The sequence below is a fragment of the Sulfurimonas sp. genome (genome assembly GCF_014859695.1).
Lineage (GTDB): Bacteria > Campylobacterota > Campylobacteria > Campylobacterales > Sulfurimonadaceae > Sulfurimonas.
Genome location: NZ_JACUTS010000004.1, coordinates 57,119 through 77,641 on the forward strand (window position 1 = coordinate 57,119; position 20,523 = coordinate 77,641).

23 protein-coding genes are annotated in these 20,523 nt (G+C 39.3%); 8 read left to right on the forward strand and 15 right to left on the reverse strand.

All coding sequences use genetic code 11. From position 1 onward, the window contains the following. Window positions 1-75 precede the first annotated feature (75 nt). The 7 genes from IBX42_RS01915 (at window position 76) to IBX42_RS01945 (ending at window position 6,023) form a co-directional block, all read left to right on the forward strand. Window positions 76-855, forward strand: a complete 780-nt coding sequence (locus IBX42_RS01915; RefSeq protein ID WP_294927968.1) for a histidinol-phosphatase — start codon at window positions 76-78, stop codon at window positions 853-855. A 75-nt stretch (window positions 856-930) separates the two neighbouring features. After that, on the forward strand, window positions 931-1,251 hold the full coding sequence (gene trxA, locus IBX42_RS01920; RefSeq protein WP_294927971.1) for a thioredoxin: 321 nt from the start codon (window positions 931-933) through the stop codon (window positions 1,249-1,251). 15 nt (window positions 1,252-1,266) lie between these two features. Further along, window positions 1,267-1,752 carry a hypothetical protein gene (locus tag IBX42_RS01925; RefSeq protein WP_294927973.1) on the forward strand — a complete coding sequence of 162 codons (486 nt, stop codon included), beginning with the start codon at window positions 1,267-1,269 and terminating at the stop codon, window positions 1,750-1,752. 11 nt (window positions 1,753-1,763) lie between these two features. Then, the gene (gene trxB / locus IBX42_RS01930) at window positions 1,764-2,708 is read left to right on the forward strand and encodes a thioredoxin-disulfide reductase (protein ID WP_294927976.1); all 945 of its coding nucleotides are present in this window, start codon (window positions 1,764-1,766) and stop codon (window positions 2,706-2,708) included. A gap of 20 nt (window positions 2,709-2,728) precedes the next feature. Then, window positions 2,729-3,496 carry a 4-hydroxy-tetrahydrodipicolinate reductase gene (gene dapB, locus IBX42_RS01935; RefSeq protein ID WP_294927978.1) on the forward strand — a complete coding sequence of 256 codons (768 nt, stop codon included), beginning with the start codon at window positions 2,729-2,731 and terminating at the stop codon, window positions 3,494-3,496. A gap of 212 nt (window positions 3,497-3,708) precedes the next feature. Beyond that, the gene (purF, locus tag IBX42_RS01940; protein WP_294927981.1) at window positions 3,709-5,064 is read left to right on the forward strand and encodes an amidophosphoribosyltransferase; all 1,356 of its coding nucleotides are present in this window, start codon (window positions 3,709-3,711) and stop codon (window positions 5,062-5,064) included. Beyond that, window positions 5,064-6,023 (forward strand): TIGR01212 family radical SAM protein, encoded by a 960-nt coding sequence (locus IBX42_RS01945; RefSeq protein ID WP_294927984.1) that lies wholly within the window; start codon window positions 5,064-5,066, stop codon window positions 6,021-6,023. Before purF ends, IBX42_RS01945 begins: the two co-directional genes overlap by 1 nt. Here the strand turns inward: IBX42_RS01945 and IBX42_RS01950 are convergent. From IBX42_RS01950 to pstS, 7 genes are all read right to left on the reverse strand, one after another. Continuing rightward, a complete protein-coding gene (locus IBX42_RS01950; protein WP_294927986.1) occupies window positions 6,020-6,571 on the reverse strand; it encodes a DUF2393 family protein in 552 nt (183 codons plus the stop codon). The genes IBX42_RS01945 and IBX42_RS01950 overlap by 4 nt on opposite strands. Beyond that, window positions 6,568-7,080: a DUF2393 domain-containing protein gene (locus IBX42_RS01955; protein WP_294927989.1), complete on the reverse strand. Its 513-nt coding sequence runs from the start codon at window positions 7,078-7,080 to the stop codon at window positions 6,568-6,570. Before IBX42_RS01955 ends, IBX42_RS01950 begins: the two co-directional genes overlap by 4 nt. Window positions 7,081-7,083: 3 nt before the next feature. Beyond that, complete coding sequence (gene hisIE / locus IBX42_RS01960) at window positions 7,084-7,764, reverse strand: bifunctional phosphoribosyl-AMP cyclohydrolase/phosphoribosyl-ATP diphosphatase HisIE (protein WP_294927992.1); 681 nt, start codon at window positions 7,762-7,764, stop codon at window positions 7,084-7,086. 1 nt (window position 7,765) lies between these two features. Next, a complete protein-coding gene (locus tag IBX42_RS01965; RefSeq protein ID WP_294928030.1) occupies window positions 7,766-8,860 on the reverse strand; it encodes a prohibitin family protein in 1,095 nt (364 codons plus the stop codon). Between the two features lie 107 nt (window positions 8,861-8,967). Beyond that, window positions 8,968-9,885, reverse strand: a complete 918-nt coding sequence (locus IBX42_RS01970) for a branched-chain amino acid transaminase (protein ID WP_294927995.1) — start codon at window positions 9,883-9,885, stop codon at window positions 8,968-8,970. A gap of 195 nt (window positions 9,886-10,080) precedes the next feature. Beyond that, window positions 10,081-11,193 (reverse strand): putative porin, encoded by a 1,113-nt coding sequence (locus IBX42_RS01975; RefSeq protein ID WP_294927998.1) that lies wholly within the window; start codon window positions 11,191-11,193, stop codon window positions 10,081-10,083. Between the two features lie 173 nt (window positions 11,194-11,366). After that, the gene (gene pstS, locus IBX42_RS01980) at window positions 11,367-12,371 is read right to left on the reverse strand and encodes a phosphate ABC transporter substrate-binding protein PstS (RefSeq protein ID WP_294928001.1); all 1,005 of its coding nucleotides are present in this window, start codon (window positions 12,369-12,371) and stop codon (window positions 11,367-11,369) included. 316 nt (window positions 12,372-12,687) lie between these two features. Here pstS and IBX42_RS01985 point away from each other — a divergent pair, with 316 nt between their 5' ends. After that, window positions 12,688-14,139 (forward strand): ice-binding family protein, encoded by a 1,452-nt coding sequence (locus IBX42_RS01985; RefSeq protein WP_294928004.1) that lies wholly within the window; start codon window positions 12,688-12,690, stop codon window positions 14,137-14,139. Window positions 14,140-14,216: 77 nt separating this feature from the next. Here IBX42_RS01985 and IBX42_RS01990 read toward each other — a convergent pair whose 3' ends face one another. The 8 genes from IBX42_RS01990 to IBX42_RS02025 are packed head-to-tail and all read right to left on the reverse strand — an operon-like array spanning window position 14,217 to window position 20,449. After that, window positions 14,217-14,747, reverse strand: a complete 531-nt coding sequence (locus IBX42_RS01990) for a prepilin-type N-terminal cleavage/methylation domain-containing protein (protein WP_294928007.1) — start codon at window positions 14,745-14,747, stop codon at window positions 14,217-14,219. After that, window positions 14,744-15,196 (reverse strand): prepilin-type N-terminal cleavage/methylation domain-containing protein, encoded by a 453-nt coding sequence (locus IBX42_RS01995; RefSeq protein ID WP_294928010.1) that lies wholly within the window; start codon window positions 15,194-15,196, stop codon window positions 14,744-14,746. Before IBX42_RS01995 ends, IBX42_RS01990 begins: the two co-directional genes overlap by 4 nt. Then, the gene (locus IBX42_RS02000) at window positions 15,162-16,667 is read right to left on the reverse strand and encodes a GspE/PulE family protein (RefSeq protein ID WP_294928012.1); all 1,506 of its coding nucleotides are present in this window, start codon (window positions 16,665-16,667) and stop codon (window positions 15,162-15,164) included. The genes IBX42_RS01995 and IBX42_RS02000 overlap by 35 nt, the downstream gene beginning before the upstream one ends. Before the next feature lie 2 nt (window positions 16,668-16,669). Continuing rightward, window positions 16,670-18,526: a type II secretion system secretin GspD gene (gspD, locus tag IBX42_RS02005; protein ID WP_294928015.1), complete on the reverse strand. Its 1,857-nt coding sequence runs from the start codon at window positions 18,524-18,526 to the stop codon at window positions 16,670-16,672. After that, on the reverse strand, window positions 18,513-19,316 hold the full coding sequence (locus tag IBX42_RS02010) for a PDZ domain-containing protein (RefSeq protein WP_294928018.1): 804 nt from the start codon (window positions 19,314-19,316) through the stop codon (window positions 18,513-18,515). Before IBX42_RS02010 ends, gspD begins: the two co-directional genes overlap by 14 nt. Then, window positions 19,300-19,830, reverse strand: a complete 531-nt coding sequence (locus IBX42_RS02015) for a hypothetical protein (RefSeq protein ID WP_294928021.1) — start codon at window positions 19,828-19,830, stop codon at window positions 19,300-19,302. The genes IBX42_RS02010 and IBX42_RS02015 overlap by 17 nt, the downstream gene beginning before the upstream one ends. Further along, window positions 19,827-20,234 carry a hypothetical protein gene (locus IBX42_RS02020; protein WP_294928024.1) on the reverse strand — a complete coding sequence of 136 codons (408 nt, stop codon included), beginning with the start codon at window positions 20,232-20,234 and terminating at the stop codon, window positions 19,827-19,829. Before IBX42_RS02020 ends, IBX42_RS02015 begins: the two co-directional genes overlap by 4 nt. After that, on the reverse strand, window positions 20,231-20,449 hold the full coding sequence (locus tag IBX42_RS02025; protein ID WP_294928027.1) for a hypothetical protein: 219 nt from the start codon (window positions 20,447-20,449) through the stop codon (window positions 20,231-20,233). The genes IBX42_RS02020 and IBX42_RS02025 overlap by 4 nt, the downstream gene beginning before the upstream one ends. Window positions 20,450-20,523 lie beyond the last annotated feature (74 nt).

Sequence of the window (20,523 nt, forward strand, 5' to 3'; positions counted from 1 at the left end):
TCCATTTAAAATTGGCTAAATTTAATTTTTAGCACTATAATATCATAAAATATATAAATTTGAGAATGGATACTAATGATAGTCGACCTCCATAACCACACAAAACTTTGCAATCACGCAGAGGGCGAAATATCCCACTATGTCGAAAAAGCGATAGAGTGCAACATAAAATATTTCGGTTTTTCAGAACATGCGCCAATGAATTTTGACCAAAAATACCGCATCAAATTTGAGCAGATGAGAGAGTATGAAAAAAGTGTTCTTGAGGCAAAAGAGAAGTATAAAGAGAGCCTTGAGATACTTTTGGGCTATGAGGTAGATTACCTCAAAGGCTACATGGATGAGAGAGTTTTGAATGCCGATGTTGATTTCTTAATAGGCTCTGTCCACTTTATCGAGGAGTGGGGTTTTGACAATCCGGAGTTTATAGGAAACTACAAAGACCAAGACATTGACGAGATATGGCAAAAATACTTCGGCGCAATAGAAGAGATGGCTAAAAGCAGGCTTTTTGACATTGTAGGGCATTTGGATTTGATTAAGATTTTTAACTATATGCCGACAAAAAACATAAATAAAATAGCAAAAGATGCGCTTCTTGCCATCAAAGAAGCAGATATGTCCATAGAGATAAATGTTGCAGGGTTTAGAAAGCCGATAGGCGAAGCGTATCCGTCTATGTCGCTCTTAAATGAGATTAAAAAACTAGATATTCCGATAACGTTCGCTTCTGATGCCCACAAACCGGAACAAGTCGGTCTCTACAGCGATGAAGCCATTAACATGGCAAGAAGTGCTGGCTATAGCGAGTGTGTATTTTATAGAAATAGAAAAAAATACTTTATAAAATTTTAGTGGTAGTATCATAAAGCAATTTTAAAGAGTTAGACTTGTATAATGCACCAACATAAAATTAAGAAGGAAATTAAAATGGGAAAATATATAGAATTAACTAGCTCAGATTTTGAAGCAACACTAAGCGAAGGTGTTTCATTGGTTGACTTTTGGGCGCCTTGGTGTGGACCTTGTCGTATGATTGCTCCTGTAATAGAAGAGCTTGCAAATGACTACGAAGGCAAAGCTAAAATCTGTAAAGTAAATACTGATGAGGAGCAAGACATCGCTGTTAAATTCGGTATCCGTTCTATTCCTACAATCATCTTCTTTAAAGATGGCAAAATTGAAGGTCAAGTTGTCGGAGCACAATCTAAAGCTGCTCTAGCTGAAAAACTAGACGCTCTTTTAGCGTAACTTAAGAGTAGCGCAGTGGCAAGCGGAGGTAAAACCCTCTTTTCGCTCTCTACGCTACTAGCCTCTTTCTTCGGCGCGGCTATGATAGCCATCGCCTTTGCCTACTTCAACTACAAATTTTCAGAGTATAAGTTTATTGACTTTAAAGAGTGGGTATTTTATGAAAAAAAAGATATTTTTACTCCTACTGCCGAGAAATATATAGTTGTTTTTTACAGCTCAAAAGTGAACAATACCGCAGAACTTCTTGCAGATGTAGACCTAAATCTCCCTATTATTGCTATTGACTACTACAATGAGATTTATGAAAACAGCAAAAACACCACATTTTTACGCTCAGGTACAAAAACATCTCTAAGTTTTATACAGAGATTTAACATATATGAAATTCCTTCTATTTTTTTTATAAAGAAAACAAAAGAGTCTCTTTATAAACAAGATAGTATGATACGAAAACTGGATAATTTGAATGAGTTATCAACCAAAATAAAAGATTTATAAAAGGATTTTGCATGGTACTTGATTGCGCTATTATAGGCGGTGGACCTGCCGGACTGACTGCTGGACTTTACGCTACACGCGGTGGCTTGGAAAATGTAGTAATGTTTGAAAAAGGGATGCCCGGAGGTCAGATTACTCAAAGTTCCGAAATAGAGAACTATCCCGGTGTTACAGGCGAAATAAGCGGTATGGATTTGATGATGCCGTGGCCCGAGCAGTGCCAAAAATTTGGTCTAAAACATGAGATGGTTCAAGTAACGCGCGTAAGCAAAGATGGCGATATCTTTAAAATTCATAAAGAAGACGGCACGTACGCGGAAGCTCACAGCGTAATCGTATGTACCGGTTCATCTCCAAGACGTGCAGGTTTTGCCGGAGAAGACGAGCTTTTTGGAAGAGGCGTGAGTACATGTGCTACATGTGACGGTTTTTTCTACAAAGGTAAGGAAGTTGCGGTCATAGGTGGCGGAGATACTGCTCTTGAAGAGGCTCTCTACCTTGCTAAAATATGCTCCAAAGTCTATCTTATCCATAGACGTGACACATTTCGTTCTGCTCCAAATACTATCAAAAGAGTTGAGAAAACAGAGAATATTGAACTAGTTTTAAACACAACTCCTGAAGAAGTTTATGGCGATAGCATGGGAGTCGTCGGCATCCGTGTTAAAAATGCCAATGGAGAAATTCGTGATATAAAAGCACCCGGAGTTTTTGTTTTTGTCGGAAACGATGTAAACAATCAAACTCTTATTCAAGAGGATGGAACTTTTCTGTGTGACGTAAACAAACAGGGTGAGATAATTGTAGATATCAGTATGAAAACATCAATAGATGGACTTTTTGCAGCGGGCGATATGCGCATTGCGGCTCCAAAGCAGGTTGTTAGTGCTGCTGGAGATGGCGCTGTTGCGGCGCTTCAAGCAATACCATACGTTGATGAATTACTAAATCATTAAATAAATAAAAGGGATATATTGTGGTAAAAGTTGGTGTTTTTGGGGCAAACGGCAGAGTCGGAAAGCTTCTTATTGATGATTTGAGAGCAACGGATGGCATAAGTTTAAGTTCCGTGTATGTAAGAAGCTCGCTTAACTTTTCAATAGATCCGTCTATATTGGTAACAACAGATTTAAAATCATTCCTTAACGGCTGTGACATAGTCATTGACTTCTCCCTTCCTGAGGCTTGCGAAGCACTACTTGAAGCATCTCTAAAAACTCCAAAACCGCTTGTCATCGGGACAACCGGTTTAAGCGCTCATCAGCTCAACCTTTTAAAGCAGGCGAGCGAGTGTATGCCGATTTTATATGCTACAAATATGTCTTTGGGCGTGGCACTTTTAAATAAGCTTGTATATCAGGCTGCTGCAGCTCTTGAAGGCTTTGACATTGAGATAGTTGAGATGCATCATAAACATAAGAAAGATGCTCCAAGCGGAACGGCCCTTACTCTAGCAGAGTCTTGCGCGCACGGTCGCGGTCTTGATTTAGACAAGGTGCGTGTAAGCGGCAGAGACGGTAATATAGGAGAGAGAAACAAAGATGAGATAGCAGTCATGGCGCTTCGCGGCGGTGATATTGTCGGTCGTCACACTGTAGGCTTTTACAATGAAGGCGAATTTATAGAGCTAAACCATACTGCAACTTCAAGAAACACCTTTAGCAAAGGCGCTTTGAGGGCTGCATCATGGCTTGTTAACAAAGAGAACGGTCTCTACTCCATAAGCGACTGTTTAGAACTATAAAATAAACTCTGTTTTCATTGATTTAACACACTAAATGAGCGAAGCCCCTTTAGTGGCAGGGACAGCCTTGTCCCTTGCAACCCCCTGAAGCTGCGAAAAGAATTTTTCGCGATTTAAAATCTGACTTTAAGCACTCTCTTTACGAAAGTACATAAAGTCAGATTTTACTTTGCTTTGAGTATAATTCCATTAAATATTCTCGAGGAGAAAATGTGCTAGAAGATATGAATGAAAAGTGTGCAGTCGTAGGAATCTATGGCAATAAAGAGGCTTCAAGACTAGCCTATTTTTCACTACATGCTCTTCAGCATCGTGGTCAAGAAGCAGCAGGAATCAGTTCTTCAAACGGAACAAAACTCCAAACAATCAAAAAGCGCGGTTTGGTTATGCGCGTATTTGATGAAAAAAAGCTTGAAACCTTAAGAGGCTCAAGTGCAATCGGTCACACACGCTACTCTACTGCGGGAGACGACTCCATCTTGGATGCTCAGCCGGTCTTTGCAAGATACGACTTGGGTGAGATGGCAATTGTTCATAACGGAAACCTTACAAATGCCGAAGAGATTAGAAACAAACTCATAGATAAGGGTGCGATTTTTCAAACCTTTATGGACACCGAAAACCTCATTCACCTCATAGCAAAAAGCGAACAAAGAAAACTACTTGAGAGAATCATAGATGCCGTTCAAAAAATAGAGGGTGCATTTTCGCTTGTTTTTCTAAGCAGAACAAAAATGTTTGCAATGCGTGACAGACACGGTTTTCGTCCTTTAAGTCTTGGAAAGCTTCCTAGTGGCGGCTATATCGTAGCGAGTGAGACTTGTGCGTTTGATCTTGTCGGTGCAGAGTTTATAAGAGATGTTGAACCGGGCGAGCTTCTCATATTTAGCGGAGATAAAGAGCCAAAAAGCATAAAAGTTTTTGAACCTACTCCTAAACACTGTATCTTTGAGTATGTCTACTTTGCAAGACCTGACTCAAAAGTGTTTGGACAGAGTGTTTATCAGACTAGAAAAAATATGGGCAAAGAGTTAGCACACATAAGGCCTGTTGAGGCCGATATGGTCATTCCTGTACCGGACGGCGGTGTTCCTGCAGCCATCGGATATGCTCAAGAGAGCGGTATCCCTTATGAGATGGGCATCATGAGAAACCACTATATCGGGCGAACATTTATTGAACCGACACAAGAGATGAGAGACCTCAAGGTCAAAATGAAACTCTCACCTATGATTGATATTATTAAAGGAAAGAGAGTTATTGTTGTTGATGACTCGATTGTTCGCGGAACAACCTCAAAAAGAATTGTAAGAATGCTAAAAGAGGCAGGGGCAAGCGAAGTTCACATGAGAGTATCTTCCCCTCCGACAACCGATCCATGTTTTTACGGTGTTGATACGCCAAACAAAGAGAAGCTAATAGCCGCAAATATGTCCCTTGATGAGATATGCGAGTTTATTGAAGCGGACTCTTTAGCATACCTTGATGAAGCATCACTTCTTAGAAGCGTTAATAGCGAAGAAGACAACTACTGTACAGCCTGCTTTACCGGAAAATACATAGTTTAATGGAGCAAATATACACCTTTGGCAACTACTTAAAAAATAAGTTTGGTTGCAAAGTCTACAAAGTGGGCATCAACATATCCGGTTTTACATGTCCAAATATAGACGGAACCGTAGCAAAAGGCGGATGTACATTTTGTGAAAATGACTCCTTTAGCGCAAGTACCGGTGAGACACAAGAGCTCAAGGGTTTTCACCTCAACCTAGACTCAAAGACAAACCCAAATCTTGACAAGCAGCTAGCACAACTAGAAATTCAGTTTAAAGCCATAAGCAAGAGACAACGCGAAGAGTATGGCGCACAGAAGTTTCTGGTCTACTTTCAATCATTTACAAATACATATGCGCCTTTTGAGACACTCAAAGCGCTCTATGATAAAGCTCTTACATTTGATGACGTTGTAGGTCTTAGCATAGGAACACGCTCTGATAGCATAACAGAGGAGACTCTTGATTATCTGGCAAAGCTCAATCTTAAAAAAGAGATCTGGATTGAGTTTGGAATTCAGTCTGTTTATGATGAGACTCTCTTGAAAATAAACCGCGGACATGACAGCGCAAATGTAAAAGAGTGGATTTTAAAAACAAAAAGCAAGGGTCTGCATGTTTGCGGGCATCTAATATTCGGTCTGCCTGATGAGACAAAAGAGATGATGCTTCAAACTGCAAAAGAGGCTTATGCGTGGGGAATTGACTCCGTAAAATATCATCCTCTTTATGTTGTTAAAAAAACAGCTCTTGCTAATGATTTTTTAAAGAGAAAATTTACCCCGATAAGTGAAGATGAGTATTTGGATGTTCTGGTTGAAGCAATCAAGATGAAGCCGCAGAATGTATCGGTGCAAAGAGTCACTGCAGGGATAGATGACAACTCTCTTTTGTCGCCTGATTGGTGCAGAGACAAAAACACTCAGATTAAAAATATAAATGCCGCACTAAAACCTTTTGGACTTAAATATTAGTGAGCATATATTTTTGAAAAGTGGGCAACACCTCTAAAGTAGGGAGGATAGTCAAAATAGACTCTAAACTCTCTTGACTCTCCCGGTTTTAGGTTTTTCGCCACGACAAACTCATGCGTAATCTGCTGTGGCTTGCTTTTGCCGCTCATACTCTCTCCTGAAAAAAAGTCAAAAAACCCGCTTGGTTTAAAAAATGATCCTGCTTTTACATTACCGCTTGCATGCCCTCTGTTTACGAGCTTTATCTCAAAGGTAACTTCGCCTATCTCATAATTTCCCTCATTTCTTACCAAACCGCTGTACATAATCTGCTCGGTGCTGAGATTTCTCTTGTTCTCCAACTTATAGAGCTTTGCTTTTTTTGTATATTTATCGACTACAAACAGGCTGAAACCTGCCATTACAGTGGTTATTAGAAATGTTGTAAATATTATCTGCACTCTTATCTTTGAATTCTCATCTTTAAATGCTACTGCAATTCCGCCGATAAAAATTAATAAAATTATGCCAAATACAGTATAGTGCCATACGTTAAACAGTGTAATCATCTGCACTTTGCTCCCAATGTAATGTTATAGTCACCGCCGTAAGTAAAAGGCTCGATAATCATCTTGAACTCACGCTCTTCATCTTTTACAATGCCATCTTCAATAATCGACATTTTATTGACGGGTTTGAGTCTAAATATATAATCTTTTACTCTGTTTCCTGTCTTTTTATAGACTGTAGCAGTAGCTTTGCAGCTTGAAAAATCTCTCTGCGACATATTTTTTACTGACCCGTAAAGAACTATCGCCTGAGTAAAATTTAATTTTTTCTGGCTTATTATTGAAGTCTCGTTTGTAAAAAGATACTCATGCATCTTCACATAACCGTAGGTTGAGCCGACAATGAGCTGTGTAAATGCAAAAAGTATAAGAAAAATTGCGATAGCGCCTCTGTTTCTAAAGAGGATGCCAAGCGTTACAAATAGAATAAAAAGTAAAAAGAGGGTACCAAATAATATATAGTCATAAACTATGAGCTCATTTATAAATTTACTGATTTCCCATGTCATCTGTTAGCTGTCTCTTGAGTTTTTTTCTGCTATGCCGCTCATGTTAAATCTGCGGGCAAGCTCCTGCTTAATTCTATCGGGAGAGATGTTTTTTGCAGCAAGCGCTACGAGCATATGATAGGTCAAATCCGCCGCCTCATATATCATCTCATGTTCATCGTTATCTTTATAAGCAAAGCTGAACTCTCCAGCCTCCTCTACAACTTTTTTCAAAATTGCATTATCGCCTTTGCTTAAGAGTTTTGCAGTCCATGAAGATTCAGGATCTGCATTTTTTCTCTCTTGAATCGTGTGATAAAGAGTGTCAATAACGCCATAAAGCGCTTCACTGCTTACCTCTACGTCACTTTGAATCTCACCCGACTCCAGCTCTGTAAAAAAGCATGAACGACGTCCTGTATGACATGCTACACCGTTTTGCACTACTTTGATTAAAAGGGTGTCATTGTCACAGTCTATATAAAAAGAGCGTATCTCTTGAGTGTGTCCGCTGCTCTCGCCTTTTTTCCAGATGCGTTGTTTTGAGCGGGAGAAGTAGTGTGCTATTTTTGTTTTAAGGGAGAGTGAGAGTGCCTCTTTGTTCATGTATGCCATCATGAGGACTTCGTTGTTAGCAACATCCTGAACCACAACCGGCAAAAGAGAGATCTTTTGCCAGTCAATTTTATTGATTATATCTTGCATATTAGTTAGCTAATGATGCTTTTCTTTGTGGCTCTTTCATGTCAACCCAAATATTTGGAGTTGAACCGCCAGGTGTTAAGAATATCTTTGCATCTTTGTTTTCTCTAAGCGCATCGTTAAACAACCCTTGCACTTTAATCTGCTCAAGCTTTAAAAGATCCTGAGTCAATGATTTAGAGATTAGGTAGTTTGCTTTTGCTTTTGCTTCTGCTTCGATAGTAACAGCATCTGCCAAACCTTGCGCCTCAATTCTAGCTTTTTCAGCGATACCTCTCGACTCTGCGGCACGTCTGAGTGCTTCTTGCTCTGCTCTTTGAACATCCTGCTCAGCTTTTTGAACCTGCTGCTTTGCAATCTGGACATTCTCTATCTGCTCTTTCACTTTTGTAGGCAGAATTATTGCACGGAGTTGAATCGACTGTAAATCTGCAGGTGTGTTTTCAAGAGCCGCTATGTTAGCTCTGATTTGCGTATCTATTTCGGTTGCAATTGCGTTTCTCATCTGAGGAAGTGCCTCTGCATCATATTTACCGACAACATTACGAACGATATCTCTTACGACAGGGTTGATTATTTTATCTTCCCATGCAAAACCCCAGTTTGAAATAGTTTGAGCCGCAAATTGTGAATCAAGTCTATACTGAACGGTAAGTTCTATAGAAACAGGCAAGCCGCGTTTGTCAAGAACGGTAATAGCAGGTCTGACATTTACGCCGAGTGCATCACTTGTTCCTGTTTCAATGCTCGATGCATAGTTTACAATACGCACTTTTGTATCGACTTTATACACTTTTTGAATAACGGGAATAATAAAGTGAAGTCCCGGAAGCAAAGCTTGATCAGAATATTTACCGTTAGTGCTGAGTATTCCTCTTTGACCTTCTTCGATGATGGTAAAAGGCTTCGCTAAAACCAGTATTAAGACAACAGCAGCTAAAAAATATGCTATTCCTGCTTTTCCTCCGCCGAAGTTAAAATCCATCTTTGGCATCTGAGGCATGTTTGGACCTCCGCCGCTTCCGCCGGTAGATTTTTTTTCATTACCGCCGCCTTCGCTCTTTTTTTTGTTAAAGTAGTCATTCATATCTGATGCCATTATTACATTTTCCTTCATTTTTTTATTCCTTTTATTTGATGTTACGCATTAAAACGAACGCGTCCGCTTTAGTGGCAGGGACAAATGTCCCTACGACCCCCTAAAGCTTATACATACGTTAAGTAGTGGTCGTACTCTTTGTTGCGTCCAAATACTATATCAAAGTATCCGCTTTGGAGCTTTTCTGTTATCTCTCCGCGTGCGCCGCATCCTATCTCTCTTGCGTCAATAAGACGTACCGGCGTTATCTCCGCGGCAGTTCCCGTTAAAAATGCTTCATCTGCAATGTAAACATCCTCTCTTGAGATACGTTTGCGCTCCACTTTAATGCCCATGTTTTGAGCCATCTCAATCACTGTTTTTTGCGTAATCGACTCCAGCGAGTTGTCATTTGGAGGCGTGATAAGCACACCGTTTTTTACCATAAAAAAGCTCGCACCGCTTGCTTCTGCCACATACCCTTGGTCATCAAGCAAAAGCGCCTCTTCGTATCCGCAGTCGATTGCTTCATACTTTGCCATCTGAGAATTCAGATAGTTTGCAACTGCCTTTGCTTTACCCATATTTGAAGTGTTTGCAGGTCTTGTCATGGAGACGATTTTAAGCTTTATGCCCTTTTTCATCCCCTCTTCGCCAAGGTATGCGCCCCACTCCCATGCAGCTACTGCAGTCTCTACCGGAGCATCTTTATGATAAACTCCCATAACACCGTACCCTAAAAATGCAAACGGACGAAGATATACATTATCGCCGCTAAACTCATTTTTTCTGATTAACTCAACCTGCGCTTGGTTCATCTCCTCAACAGAGTAAGGAATCTCCATGAGCGTCATCTTTGCGGACTCTTTGAGTCTTTTCGTATGGTCATTTAGACGAAAAATTGCATATCCTCTTTCTGTCTTATATGCCTTTGTTCCTTCAATAACACCGTTTCCGTAGTGCAGCGTATGCGACAATACGTGAACTTTTGCATCGTCCCATGCAACAAACTTACCATTCATCCAAATATATTTGGCAGCATTCATTCATTTCTCCAATAATTACTACATAAAAATTATGATATTTTATCCAAAATGCTGTTTATATTGTTTTGTTCTGTCTGTCTTGGGGTTAAGGTTTTGTTAAAAGCGGTGCCGTAAAGGGCATAAAGCCCGAGGAGGCTTTATGCTTGGGAGAGAAAAAGGGAAGGGATAAATGAAATAAAACTTATTTTTAAAGTATTAGAACTTAAGGATAACATCCAGTTGTACACGGTGGTAATCTAGTTCAGCATCACCCAGTTTACTCCAGTTCCACCATCCAGCAACATCTACATTTTTAGCGAATGCATATTTTGTTTTAACATAATAACCCTTGCTGTCTGTTCCACCGCCACTAAAGTCAGAGTCGTTATGTGCTCCATATACTGCATCCTTTTGAATATCCCTATAAGTAACAGCCGCATTCCACTTCTTAGTCATAGCAAGTTCTGCACTTACATCATATCCAAAGTTCTCATCACTCACTAGTGTGTTATATGCTAATGTTACTGCTGCTTTAGCGGGCATACCCATTACTAAATCTTTAACTTGCACCTCAGCAAAAGCTTCTGCGATTCCATAGTCTTCAGTGTAAAGACCATTCGCATTTGAATTGTTCTTAAATCCGTTAGAAGACTGAACAGTATTCCCTTTGATACCATCATAAAGGTAATATGCAGCACCCAAGTTCAACTTAGTATCATCAAGTTTTTGAGTATGAACATACTGAGCAAGGAAAATATTGATATCATCGCCATCCTTGTAATCTTTTTCTCTATGTACTCTGTTAGCACCAACTCTAATTATAGTACTATCATTTTTATAACCATAGTTAATACCCTCTAAACGAATATCATTATCCCATACAAGTTGTGTTTTGATTGGTCTATAGATATGGTGTGCCTGCTTACCAACTCTAACCCATGAGTTGTCAAATGAGTATTTAATATCTACGATATCAATTTTAAGTTCATCTATAAAGTACTCTTGAATATTTTCATCACTTTTAAAGCTCACATTTCCTGATGTAGGGTTATACTTACCACTCGAGACAGCTGTTTCTAGTGTAATATTATCAGTAACATCAAAGTTTACAGAGTATCTAAACCTATATCTTTCACGGTTTACATCAGCTTTGCCCTCTTTTTCTATTACCTCTTGTCTTAATCTAAGATCTCCTTTTGCATGAAATCTGTCAAAAAATCCACTTTTGTTTTCTGCCTTAGTCGCCTCTGCCGAGCTAACGGTTTCATTAGCCATTGAAGCTGCTGTGATTGTTGCTATAGCTACTACTGATAAAACGATTTTTTTCATTTTTATTCCCTTGTTTTTTTGTACGAGAATTATAAAATTGTTAGGTTACGAGAAGATTACAGCAAAGAAGAGGGTTTTAAATGCAAAAAGCCCCCATGTCACTTCGGACACAGAGGCTTTGCGGGAGATTTTCTTAGGAGAGAAAATTTATGAGAGTTACTATAAAGGGATGACTATTTTATATTGGCTGACCAATACTCTTTGATCATATCTTTAGTCTCTTGAGGAAGAGGGATATAACCTAGCTTCTTCGCACTCTCATCACCGTTTTTAAACGCGTACTCAAAAAACTCTAAGATTTTTTTGTTCATCTGGAGCTTCTCTTTTGGAAGAAGTATAAACGTTGCCGCAACGATTGGGTATGAATTATCACCTTTTTGAAGCGCTAAAACAGAGTGAAAGTGATCCTCTTTTGTCCATGTTGCGTACTTTGCAGCAGCTTTGAAGTTCTCTTCCGTTGCTTCTACCCATTTACCGCTTGCAGTTTTTAAAACAGCCGCGCTTAAATTGTTCTTCTCTTTGTATGCGTTTTCAATGTAACCTATAGCGTAAGGAGTCTGTTTTACCAAACTTGCAACACCCTCGTTACCTTTTCCGCCGATACCTACAGCCCAGTCAACAGCTTTACCTGTTCCAAAGTTCTCTTTCCAGTTTTGAGAGCTTTTTGTCAAGTAGTATGTGAAGTTATATGTAGTTCCTGATCCGTCTGAACGGTGAACAACTATAATCTTTTCGTTTGGAAGTTTAAGAGTTTTGTTCTCAGCTACGATAGCAGCATCATTCCATGAAGTAATTTTTCCCGCAAAAATATCTGCAACAACTTCATTGCTAAGCTTTAGAGTTGCATCTGCAATTCCATCTACATTAAATGCAATTACGATTGAACCGATGACTGCCGGGAACTGTAAAAGCTTATCTTTTGCAAGCTTTTTAGTATCTAGCGCTTCATCAGATGCACCAAAATCAACCACTCTTTTAGCGATCTGCTTAATTCCCCCGCCAGAACCTATTGACTGGTAGTTCACAAGATTCTCTGTATCTTTTTTGTAGTTAAATGCCCAATCATAATAGAGTGGAGCAGGAAACGAAGCGCCGGCACCGTTTATCTTATCGGACGCGAACGAAGAGGTAATTGACGCCGCAGTAACTAAAGCAGCTAGAGCTAATTTCTTTAACATTTGTTTTCCTTTTTGAATGTTTACGAAATTATAATTGCTCCTTATTACAAGATGATTACAAAGCATCTCATTTACAGGTGCTTCTTAATTCTATGCTCAAAAAATCTATATTCAGATATACTGTAGTATCTGTGGTTGGCTTCAGGTTGACTTCTGGAGATCCTAAAGAAATGCTAGGCTCATAACATTTTTAGTCTGTTATACGAGTTTCTGGCTGTAAGTTTTACACACTTATAGAATTTGTACCAGTTTACGAAACGGTACATTCATATCAATCATACTAAATTGTTTTTTACAAACAAAAAAGGATAAATAAATGCAAACATTAAAACAATACTCAAATCATCTGCTACTATCCATGCTCTTCATGCTAACACTTTTCATAGCAGGATGTGGCTCAGATGGAGATCCTATTCTTGGAAGCAGTACTAGCACAACCACTGCTACACCTGTAGTTCTATCTACAACTCCTATTGATGGAGATGTTAATGTAACACGTAATACAAATATTACCGCTTTCTTTGACAAAGAGCTTGATGGCAACACCGTAAACGCAACTACTTTTACGCTAAAAAATGGCGTTACGGCAGTCGCTGGTGCGGTTACCTATGCTAATAAAGCGATGATTTTAAATCCTACTTCAAACCTTGATGCAAACACTACATATGATGCAACAATCACTACCGGAGTGAAGGACTTAGACGGCAATGCTTTAGCGACTGAATATGTATGGAGTTTTGAAACAGGAGATACTACAGACGTCACTGCACCTGAAGTGCTCTCTACAGACCCTGATGCTAATGCAACAGGAGTACCGACTAACAGAAGCGTGAGCGCTCTCTTTAGTGAAACACTTGACCCTTCAACTGTAACTACAACTACTTTTACGCTAAAAAAAGGCACTACAGCAGTTACAGGTGTAGTGAGTTATGCAAGCAAAACAATGATCTTCGATCCTACCGTAGACCTTGATGCAAACACTACATATGATGCAAATATCACTACTGGAGTGACAGACTTAGCGGGCAATCCTTTAGCAGCCAATGAGACTTGGAGTTTTACAACAGGAGATGCTCCATTGCCAGCTCTTGCTCCGGTCAATCTCGGCACAGCGGGAAGTTTTGTAATCCTTTCAAAGACTGGAATAACAACCACGGGTACTACAGCAATTACGGGTGATATAGGCGTTAGTCCAATTGCTCGTACTGCCATAACTGGATTTGCTATGAGCGCTGATCCGACAGATACATTTGCGACATCAACTTTAGTAACTGGAAAAATCTACGCAGCAGATATGGCTGATCCAACTCCAGCTAAAATGACGGCGGCAGTAGGCGACATGGAAACTGCATATACCGATGCAAAGGACCGTACAAACCCTGATTTTACAGAACTATATGCAGGTGATGTGAGCGGCCAGACACTGGTTCCGGGTCTATATAAGTGGGGAACAGGTGTTTTAATGACTAGTGATGTCACTCTTTCGGGTGGTGCAACTGACGTTTGGATTTTTCAGATAGCACAAGACCTCACTATCTCTAGTAATGTTAAGGTAATTCTTTCCGGCGGTGCATTAGCTAAGAACATCTTCTGGCAAGTTGCAGGACTTACAGGTGTATCTATTGGAACAGGAGCAGAGTTCAGAGGTATAGCATTGGCAAAATCAGCCATTATTGTAAGTACAGGTGCAACAGTAGACAAAGGCAGACTTTTAGCGCAAACTAAAGTTACGCTGGATGCTAACACTGTTACAAAACCACTTGACTAAGACCAACTAAATACTCTACAAAAGATTAACTCTCGAGGGTCTTCCCTCGGAGTTTTCTACTCTTTACTTCAAAAACATCAATACTCATTTAGCGCGCGAACCCTCATCAAAAGATTGCTGCTGTTTTTAAAAGCTACATCAATCAAAAAAGAGAGTTTTTCTTTTTTGCCTAAACTGTTTTCATAGACTCTAAATTTTTCTACTTTACCAAAGTCATCAATATCAACTACCCTCTCTGCGCCAAGATTATCTGCTGTTATTTTCTTATAAGATTCAACTCTGTAAAGCCTTGCGTCTTTGATTATATAGGCAATATATGGATTGATTCTGCCATGCATTGAGTTTGATGTCTGCAGAAAAACAGCATCCTCTTTTTTCTCATTTTGAACTATCTTATATTCTCCAAAAAGGAGGAGCGAGAAATCTAAAAAAATGATTTTTTGCTTTAATTTTGACTCTTTTATTGCAGTAGCCTCTTCTTGGTAGAAGGCATTGGAGAGATTGAGTGCGGCATAACTTCTATAAAGATAGAGCATCATGATAGATAAGATGGTAATTGCTATGATAATCTCTATAAGAGTAAAAGCACCTCTTTGGCTTTTTTTCATTCTGCTCTAAGCCTTAAAAAAGATGTTTTTGCGACGTCGCCGCTTGGGTTGCTACTCTTTAAAACCACCCTTCCCATTTCAAACTCTGTGCTTGAGCTGCTTACGCTATTTTTTATACCGTCAAACAAAAGTTCTACTTTTATATCTCTTAACTCTCTTCTTAGCTCATCCTCAATCTCAAACTCGTCAACAAGCTTATCTAGCGAAAAGGTATCATTTTTAAAACCATACTTTTTATTAGCGACTAAAAAAGAGATGTATTGGTTTGTTTGGCTTTTCATGTTGACACTTTTAAAAATATGCGCTCCGTTTGCGTACATCTGCAGGAGAGCCATAATCACAACCGAGAGTATCATGACTGCTATCATGACCTCTAAAAGGGTAAAACCACCCCTTTGGGCCCTTGGGTTTTTTTTATGCATGTCCCAAACCGATGCGGATTGCTTCATCAAGAGAGGTTTCGCCATCTAAAAGCATCAAGGAGAGCTGTTTTGCGATTGTCTGCAGTCCGTTTGCCTCAAGCGCATGTTTGATAGCGTGCTCATCCGTCGTAGACTTCAGTATCTCCCGCACCCTGTCATTCATAATCAAAAGCTCTCCTATAGAGCGTCTATTTGCGTAACCGCTGTAGTTACAAGACCTGCACCCTTTTGCTCTGTAAATTTTTGCACCATTTGGCAGGTTGTAGTCCGTTGCAAACTCCTCTGCCAAAACATCCTCTTCTTTACACTTTACGCATAAAATGCGCACGAGTCTTTGTGCCAAAATGCCAAGCAGTGAGGATGAAATCAAAAAGGGTTCTACCTTCATGTCCGAGAGTCTTGAGATAGTCGCTGCCGCAGAGTTTGTATGAAGCGTTGAGAAAACAAGATGCCCTGTAAGTGCTGCACGCACGGCAATAGCGGCAGTCTCTTCATCGCGAATCTCGCCTATCATAATGACATCAGGGTCTTGACGCAAAATTGAGCGCAGAGCTGTGGCAAAAGTAAGCCCCACCTTTTCATTAACCTGGATTTGGGCAATATTTTGTGACTTGTACTCTACTGGATCCTCTACGGTAATGAGATTTTTTTCAGGCTCTTCTACTTCTCTCAAAAAAGAGTGCAAAGAGGTTGTTTTCCCGCTTCCCGTAGGACCCGTGACCAATATCATTCCATGTGAAGAGCGGAGAAGTTTTTTGACGTCACCGATAAGCTCTTGATTAAAACCAAGCTCTTCAATCTTTGGAATCTGCGAACTCTGCATTAAAAGCCGCATAACGACTCTCTCTCCATAAAAAGTTGGAAGCAGAGAAACACGCACATCCAGTGTCTCACCGGCTATTTTTATCTGCGTTCTGCCGTCTTGAGGGATTCTTTTTTCTGAAATATCAAGATTTGAGATAACCTTGATACGACTGATAATAAGGTTGAGTACTTTTTTCTCTAAATCGGCATTTTTTATAAGCATACCATCAATGCGAAAACGCACCTCTCCTCTTTTTTCCTGCACCTCTATATGTATATCAGAAGCTCTTTTTTTGATAGCCTGATAAAAAAGCGCGTTTACAAATTTTATAATCGGTGCGGATTCTTCGCTTGTCAAAATATCCGAAGAGGTTCGCAAAAAGTCATTGAGCGAGATGTCATCATCTTCCGCCTCTTGCGAATCCTCTTGCATGCTCTCCATAGTTTTATCTGTTCGAAGCTCCAAAAAACGGTTGAAAAGTCTGTCGTATGAGTCTTCATCAAGCATGCGCAGCGGATACTCTGTTTGAAGTTTCGTATAAAAATTGCTTGCCTCAACTAAGTAACGCTCACATACAACAGCGCAAACTTCATCTTCGATTTTTGTGAAGAGAAGATAGTTTTTTACACATAACTCAGTGGAAATCTCCGAGGGTTCAAATATCTCCAGCTTTAGATCATGAAACAGCTCCATTGCTACTCTTCCTCTTGAGCAACATCCTCTTGAACACCCGGCTCACCCTCTTGAATTTTTTTAAAAATAGCATCGTTGTACTCTCTTTGAAGTGTCGTCAAAACTCCTAAATCCTGCTGCAGTAAAGAGAGCTTTTCGCTTTGATTGATAATATAAGGCGTTAAAATAACCACCAAATTATCCTCTTGTGTAGCTTTTGAAGTGGATGTAAAGAGTAGCTCGCCGATCCATGGAATATCTCCAAGCAACGGAATTTTTGATTTTGAGGTTGACTCAAAACTCTTTACCAATCCTCCTATGATTATATCCTCTCCATTGCGCAAAATTGCCTGTGTTTTTACCTCCTGCTTGGACGTTATGGGCTGTCCCGTTGAGTTATTTTTTCCGTCATCCAAAACATTTTCTAAAATTGCCTCTACGTTAAGCGTAACCTTGTCTAAAGAAGATACGCGCGGTTTTATTCTAAGCGTCAAACCGACATCCTCTCTTTTGTAACTGTTTGTAGTTCCCGGAACGGAGGTGGCACTTGAAGTAACACTCCCCGTCGTAACAGAGATAGTTTTACCCACATATATGGATGATTCTTGGTTGTTTACACACAATATAGAGGGGTTGGAGACCGATTTGGATGCTCCGTTATTCTCTAAAAAATCGAGCGTTGCCCCAAGAGCAAAAGCACTTTTTGCCCCTGCTCCTATAGCACCTAAATAGTCTAAAACTTTTACAGAGGCAAGATCTGTAAGTCCTGGATCTCCAAAGTTTGCACTCATGGCATAGAGACCGCTTGAAGAGACATCTCCTGCTGCAAACCCATATTTAACTCCGAGATCTTTTGCACTATTTTTATTAATCTCCACAATCCTTGCTTTTACATAGACCTGGTACTTCTCTTTATCAAGCTCATCAATAATAAATTTTATACCCTTAATGACATTTGCCTCGCCGACAACCAAAATCGCATTAATCTCTTCATTTGCCGAAACATTAGGCTTAAGTGCGGGGTCTGCAAATGTCTGCTTGGAAATTATCTCGTTTAGGCTCTCTAAAACCGTTTTGGCATCTGAGTTTTTGAGCTCATAAATCTGCACCGCATTGTTGATATTCGGTTCAATATCCAAGGTAGCCGCTATCTCTTGTATTCTACTTACATTCTCTTTTATACCTATGAGAATGATTGAGTTTGTATTTTCATCAAGCATTATTTTTACTCCCTGCGAAGGAACATGCTCATTGAAGAGTGATTTTGCCACGTCCACAAGTCTCGCTTGAAACTTTTTACTCTCTGCAAACTTAATCGGAATAATCTCAATAACTGTCCGTCTGTCCGTGTCTATATCTTTAACTACTTTTTTAATAGTTTCAATATTTTTAGGATAATCCGTAATAAGAAGAGTATTGCTCTCTCTAACCGTCATCATTTTTGCATTTTTAGAGATAAGATATTGAATCTTAGCCGCTATAATATCTACATTTTCATTTTTGACTTTAATTACCTGCGTTACCATAAAAGAGCCGTAGAGAGTTTTGCCCTGTTCAACAACGGCGACATTACTGTTAATTATATCGGCTGAGCGTACAATCTCATACATGGAGCCGCTTTTTACAATGCTAAAGCCCTTTGACTCTAACGTTGAAACCAATATATCCATAAGCTCATCGTCATAAACATCCGTTGTACTGATGAAATCAACTGTTCCGATTATCTGATGATTCATTAAAATATTTTTATTTGTAATCTTAGATACTAGCTTGACAAAATCGTTGATCTGTAGATTTGAAAAGTTAATATTCACACGCTCACGTGCCGACAAACTCGCAACAAAAACCACTATAATAAAAAGACCTCTAATTAACTTCATAAACTAACTCCACTTCTTGATTATCTCGCATTACAACTAAAGCTACACCGCTTACATTTTCTATATTTTTATATATATCTATTGCGTCTTTGTAGGATTTTAAAACTACATTATTCACCTTGACAATTACATCGCCTTTTTTCAAGCCAAGAGATTCAAACTTTGAACCCTTTTTTATACCCTTGACTTCAAACCCTTTTATCTCTTTTCCATCTTTGACTTCTGTAATCGAAATCTCTTTCCATATCTCTTGAGGGTTTTTCGCATAATAGGAGATATCTTCTCTAGAGACGTCAACCCTGCTTAGAGGCTCCGCATCTCCTTTTGCAACTTTTTGTTTTAGACTTATTTCTTCTAAATCCAAAACATACTCCTTGCTGTTTTTGTAAAACAGTGCGCTTTGTTTTAAAATGGAGCTTAGAGTAAATCCTTCATACTGCTCCCCAATGGCAACAATAGAAGTTTGCGTAGGATCTGCTTTTTTTGCCACGATGACAAATCCTCTTTTTTGTGTCGCATAGATTGCCTTAAGAACCAAATGACTTATGGCGGTTCCTCTATTTACACTACCTTCATAAGAACCTTCATCTGTGCCTTTATTTGTACTTTGAAGCATGTTTTTAAAGTCCGCCTTTTGGTACATCGCTACATAGTTTTTATTGCTGCTTTGTGTTACGCCATCTTTTGGAAGCTGCCATAAAAGAGCCAAAGATATACTCTTTGCAACCGCAAAGAGTATAATTATCCTCATGATAAACTTCATAACGGCGGAGTTAGATATTTTGTTCATAAACATACTCCCCGTTTTCAGATTTTTTAAACTGTTTTAAACTGTTTTTATATTTTTGCAACATTATTTCCGATGGCAGCAAAATCACCCGAATCTTCTTCTCTAAAAGATGCAGAAAAATATCCGCCTCTCCAAACTCGCCTTCTGCCTTGCCTCTAATGCGAAGCGGATCAAAAACAGTGTACTTTAGCTCGACACTCTTCACATTAAGTGGCATAAACGACTCGGCAATGGTTGCGACTTTTATCTCTTTAAATACGACTGTATTGTAAAGCAGAAAAAAATCAAACCGCATTTTGCCAATCTCTGCACTCTCAATCCCTTTATAAAAGAGCGTAGCATCCATGACCTCAAGTTGCAACCCTCTGTCATAGAGTTTTTCATTACTAAAAACAACACTCTCTTTTTTTAAATTTTGCTCTAAAAGATAGTAGAGGTTCTCTTTTGGCAACAAATAGAGCAAAAAAAGCATAAAAACAGAGATACTTAGCAGAACAAGAGCTACTTTTTTCATAATGCAATCTCCACTTCAAGAGATGCTTTTTCTTGGTTTATCGCTTTTATCTCTAGCGCCGTTATTGCATAAGAGCCGTTGAGAAGTTTTGAGATGAAAAAATCAAGATTACTTTTTTTCATGCCTTTTGAAGATATATACATCTTTTTTGCAACAACCTTTTGCTCAAGCGAAGCATCTTTAAGAGAGGGATGTTTCAGGATTGTACCCAAAGAGCTAAGGGTTCTCTCTTTATTGTCATAGATATCCTTAAGCTTTGAGATCTCATAAGAGAGTTCTGAAGCCTTTTGAAATTCAGACTTTGCTTCATGTAGGCCGGCCTTTGCTTGAGCTATCTTCACTCCAAGCATTACCATAAAGGCGATAAGAAAAGGAGCAATGTAAAAAGGGTGAATATATCTCATAGCTGCACCTCCAAGATTGTCATAGAGTCTTTAAAATCTACTTTGTACTCTATATTTTTTATCTTTAGTGCCTCTGCAATATGCCCAAAACCACTCTCTTTAACGCCACTCAAAAGAACGCGTATGCTTCTGCCCTGATAGTTTATGGAGTCTATTTTCTCATTTGGTGCTAGTTCTAAATTTATAATTGCTCCTATTTTGCTGCGAAACTCCATCTGCTTCTCATGCAAAGCACCACGGCTGATTCATACAAAGGAATAAAAAATGCTTTATAGGGAGCATGAAAGAA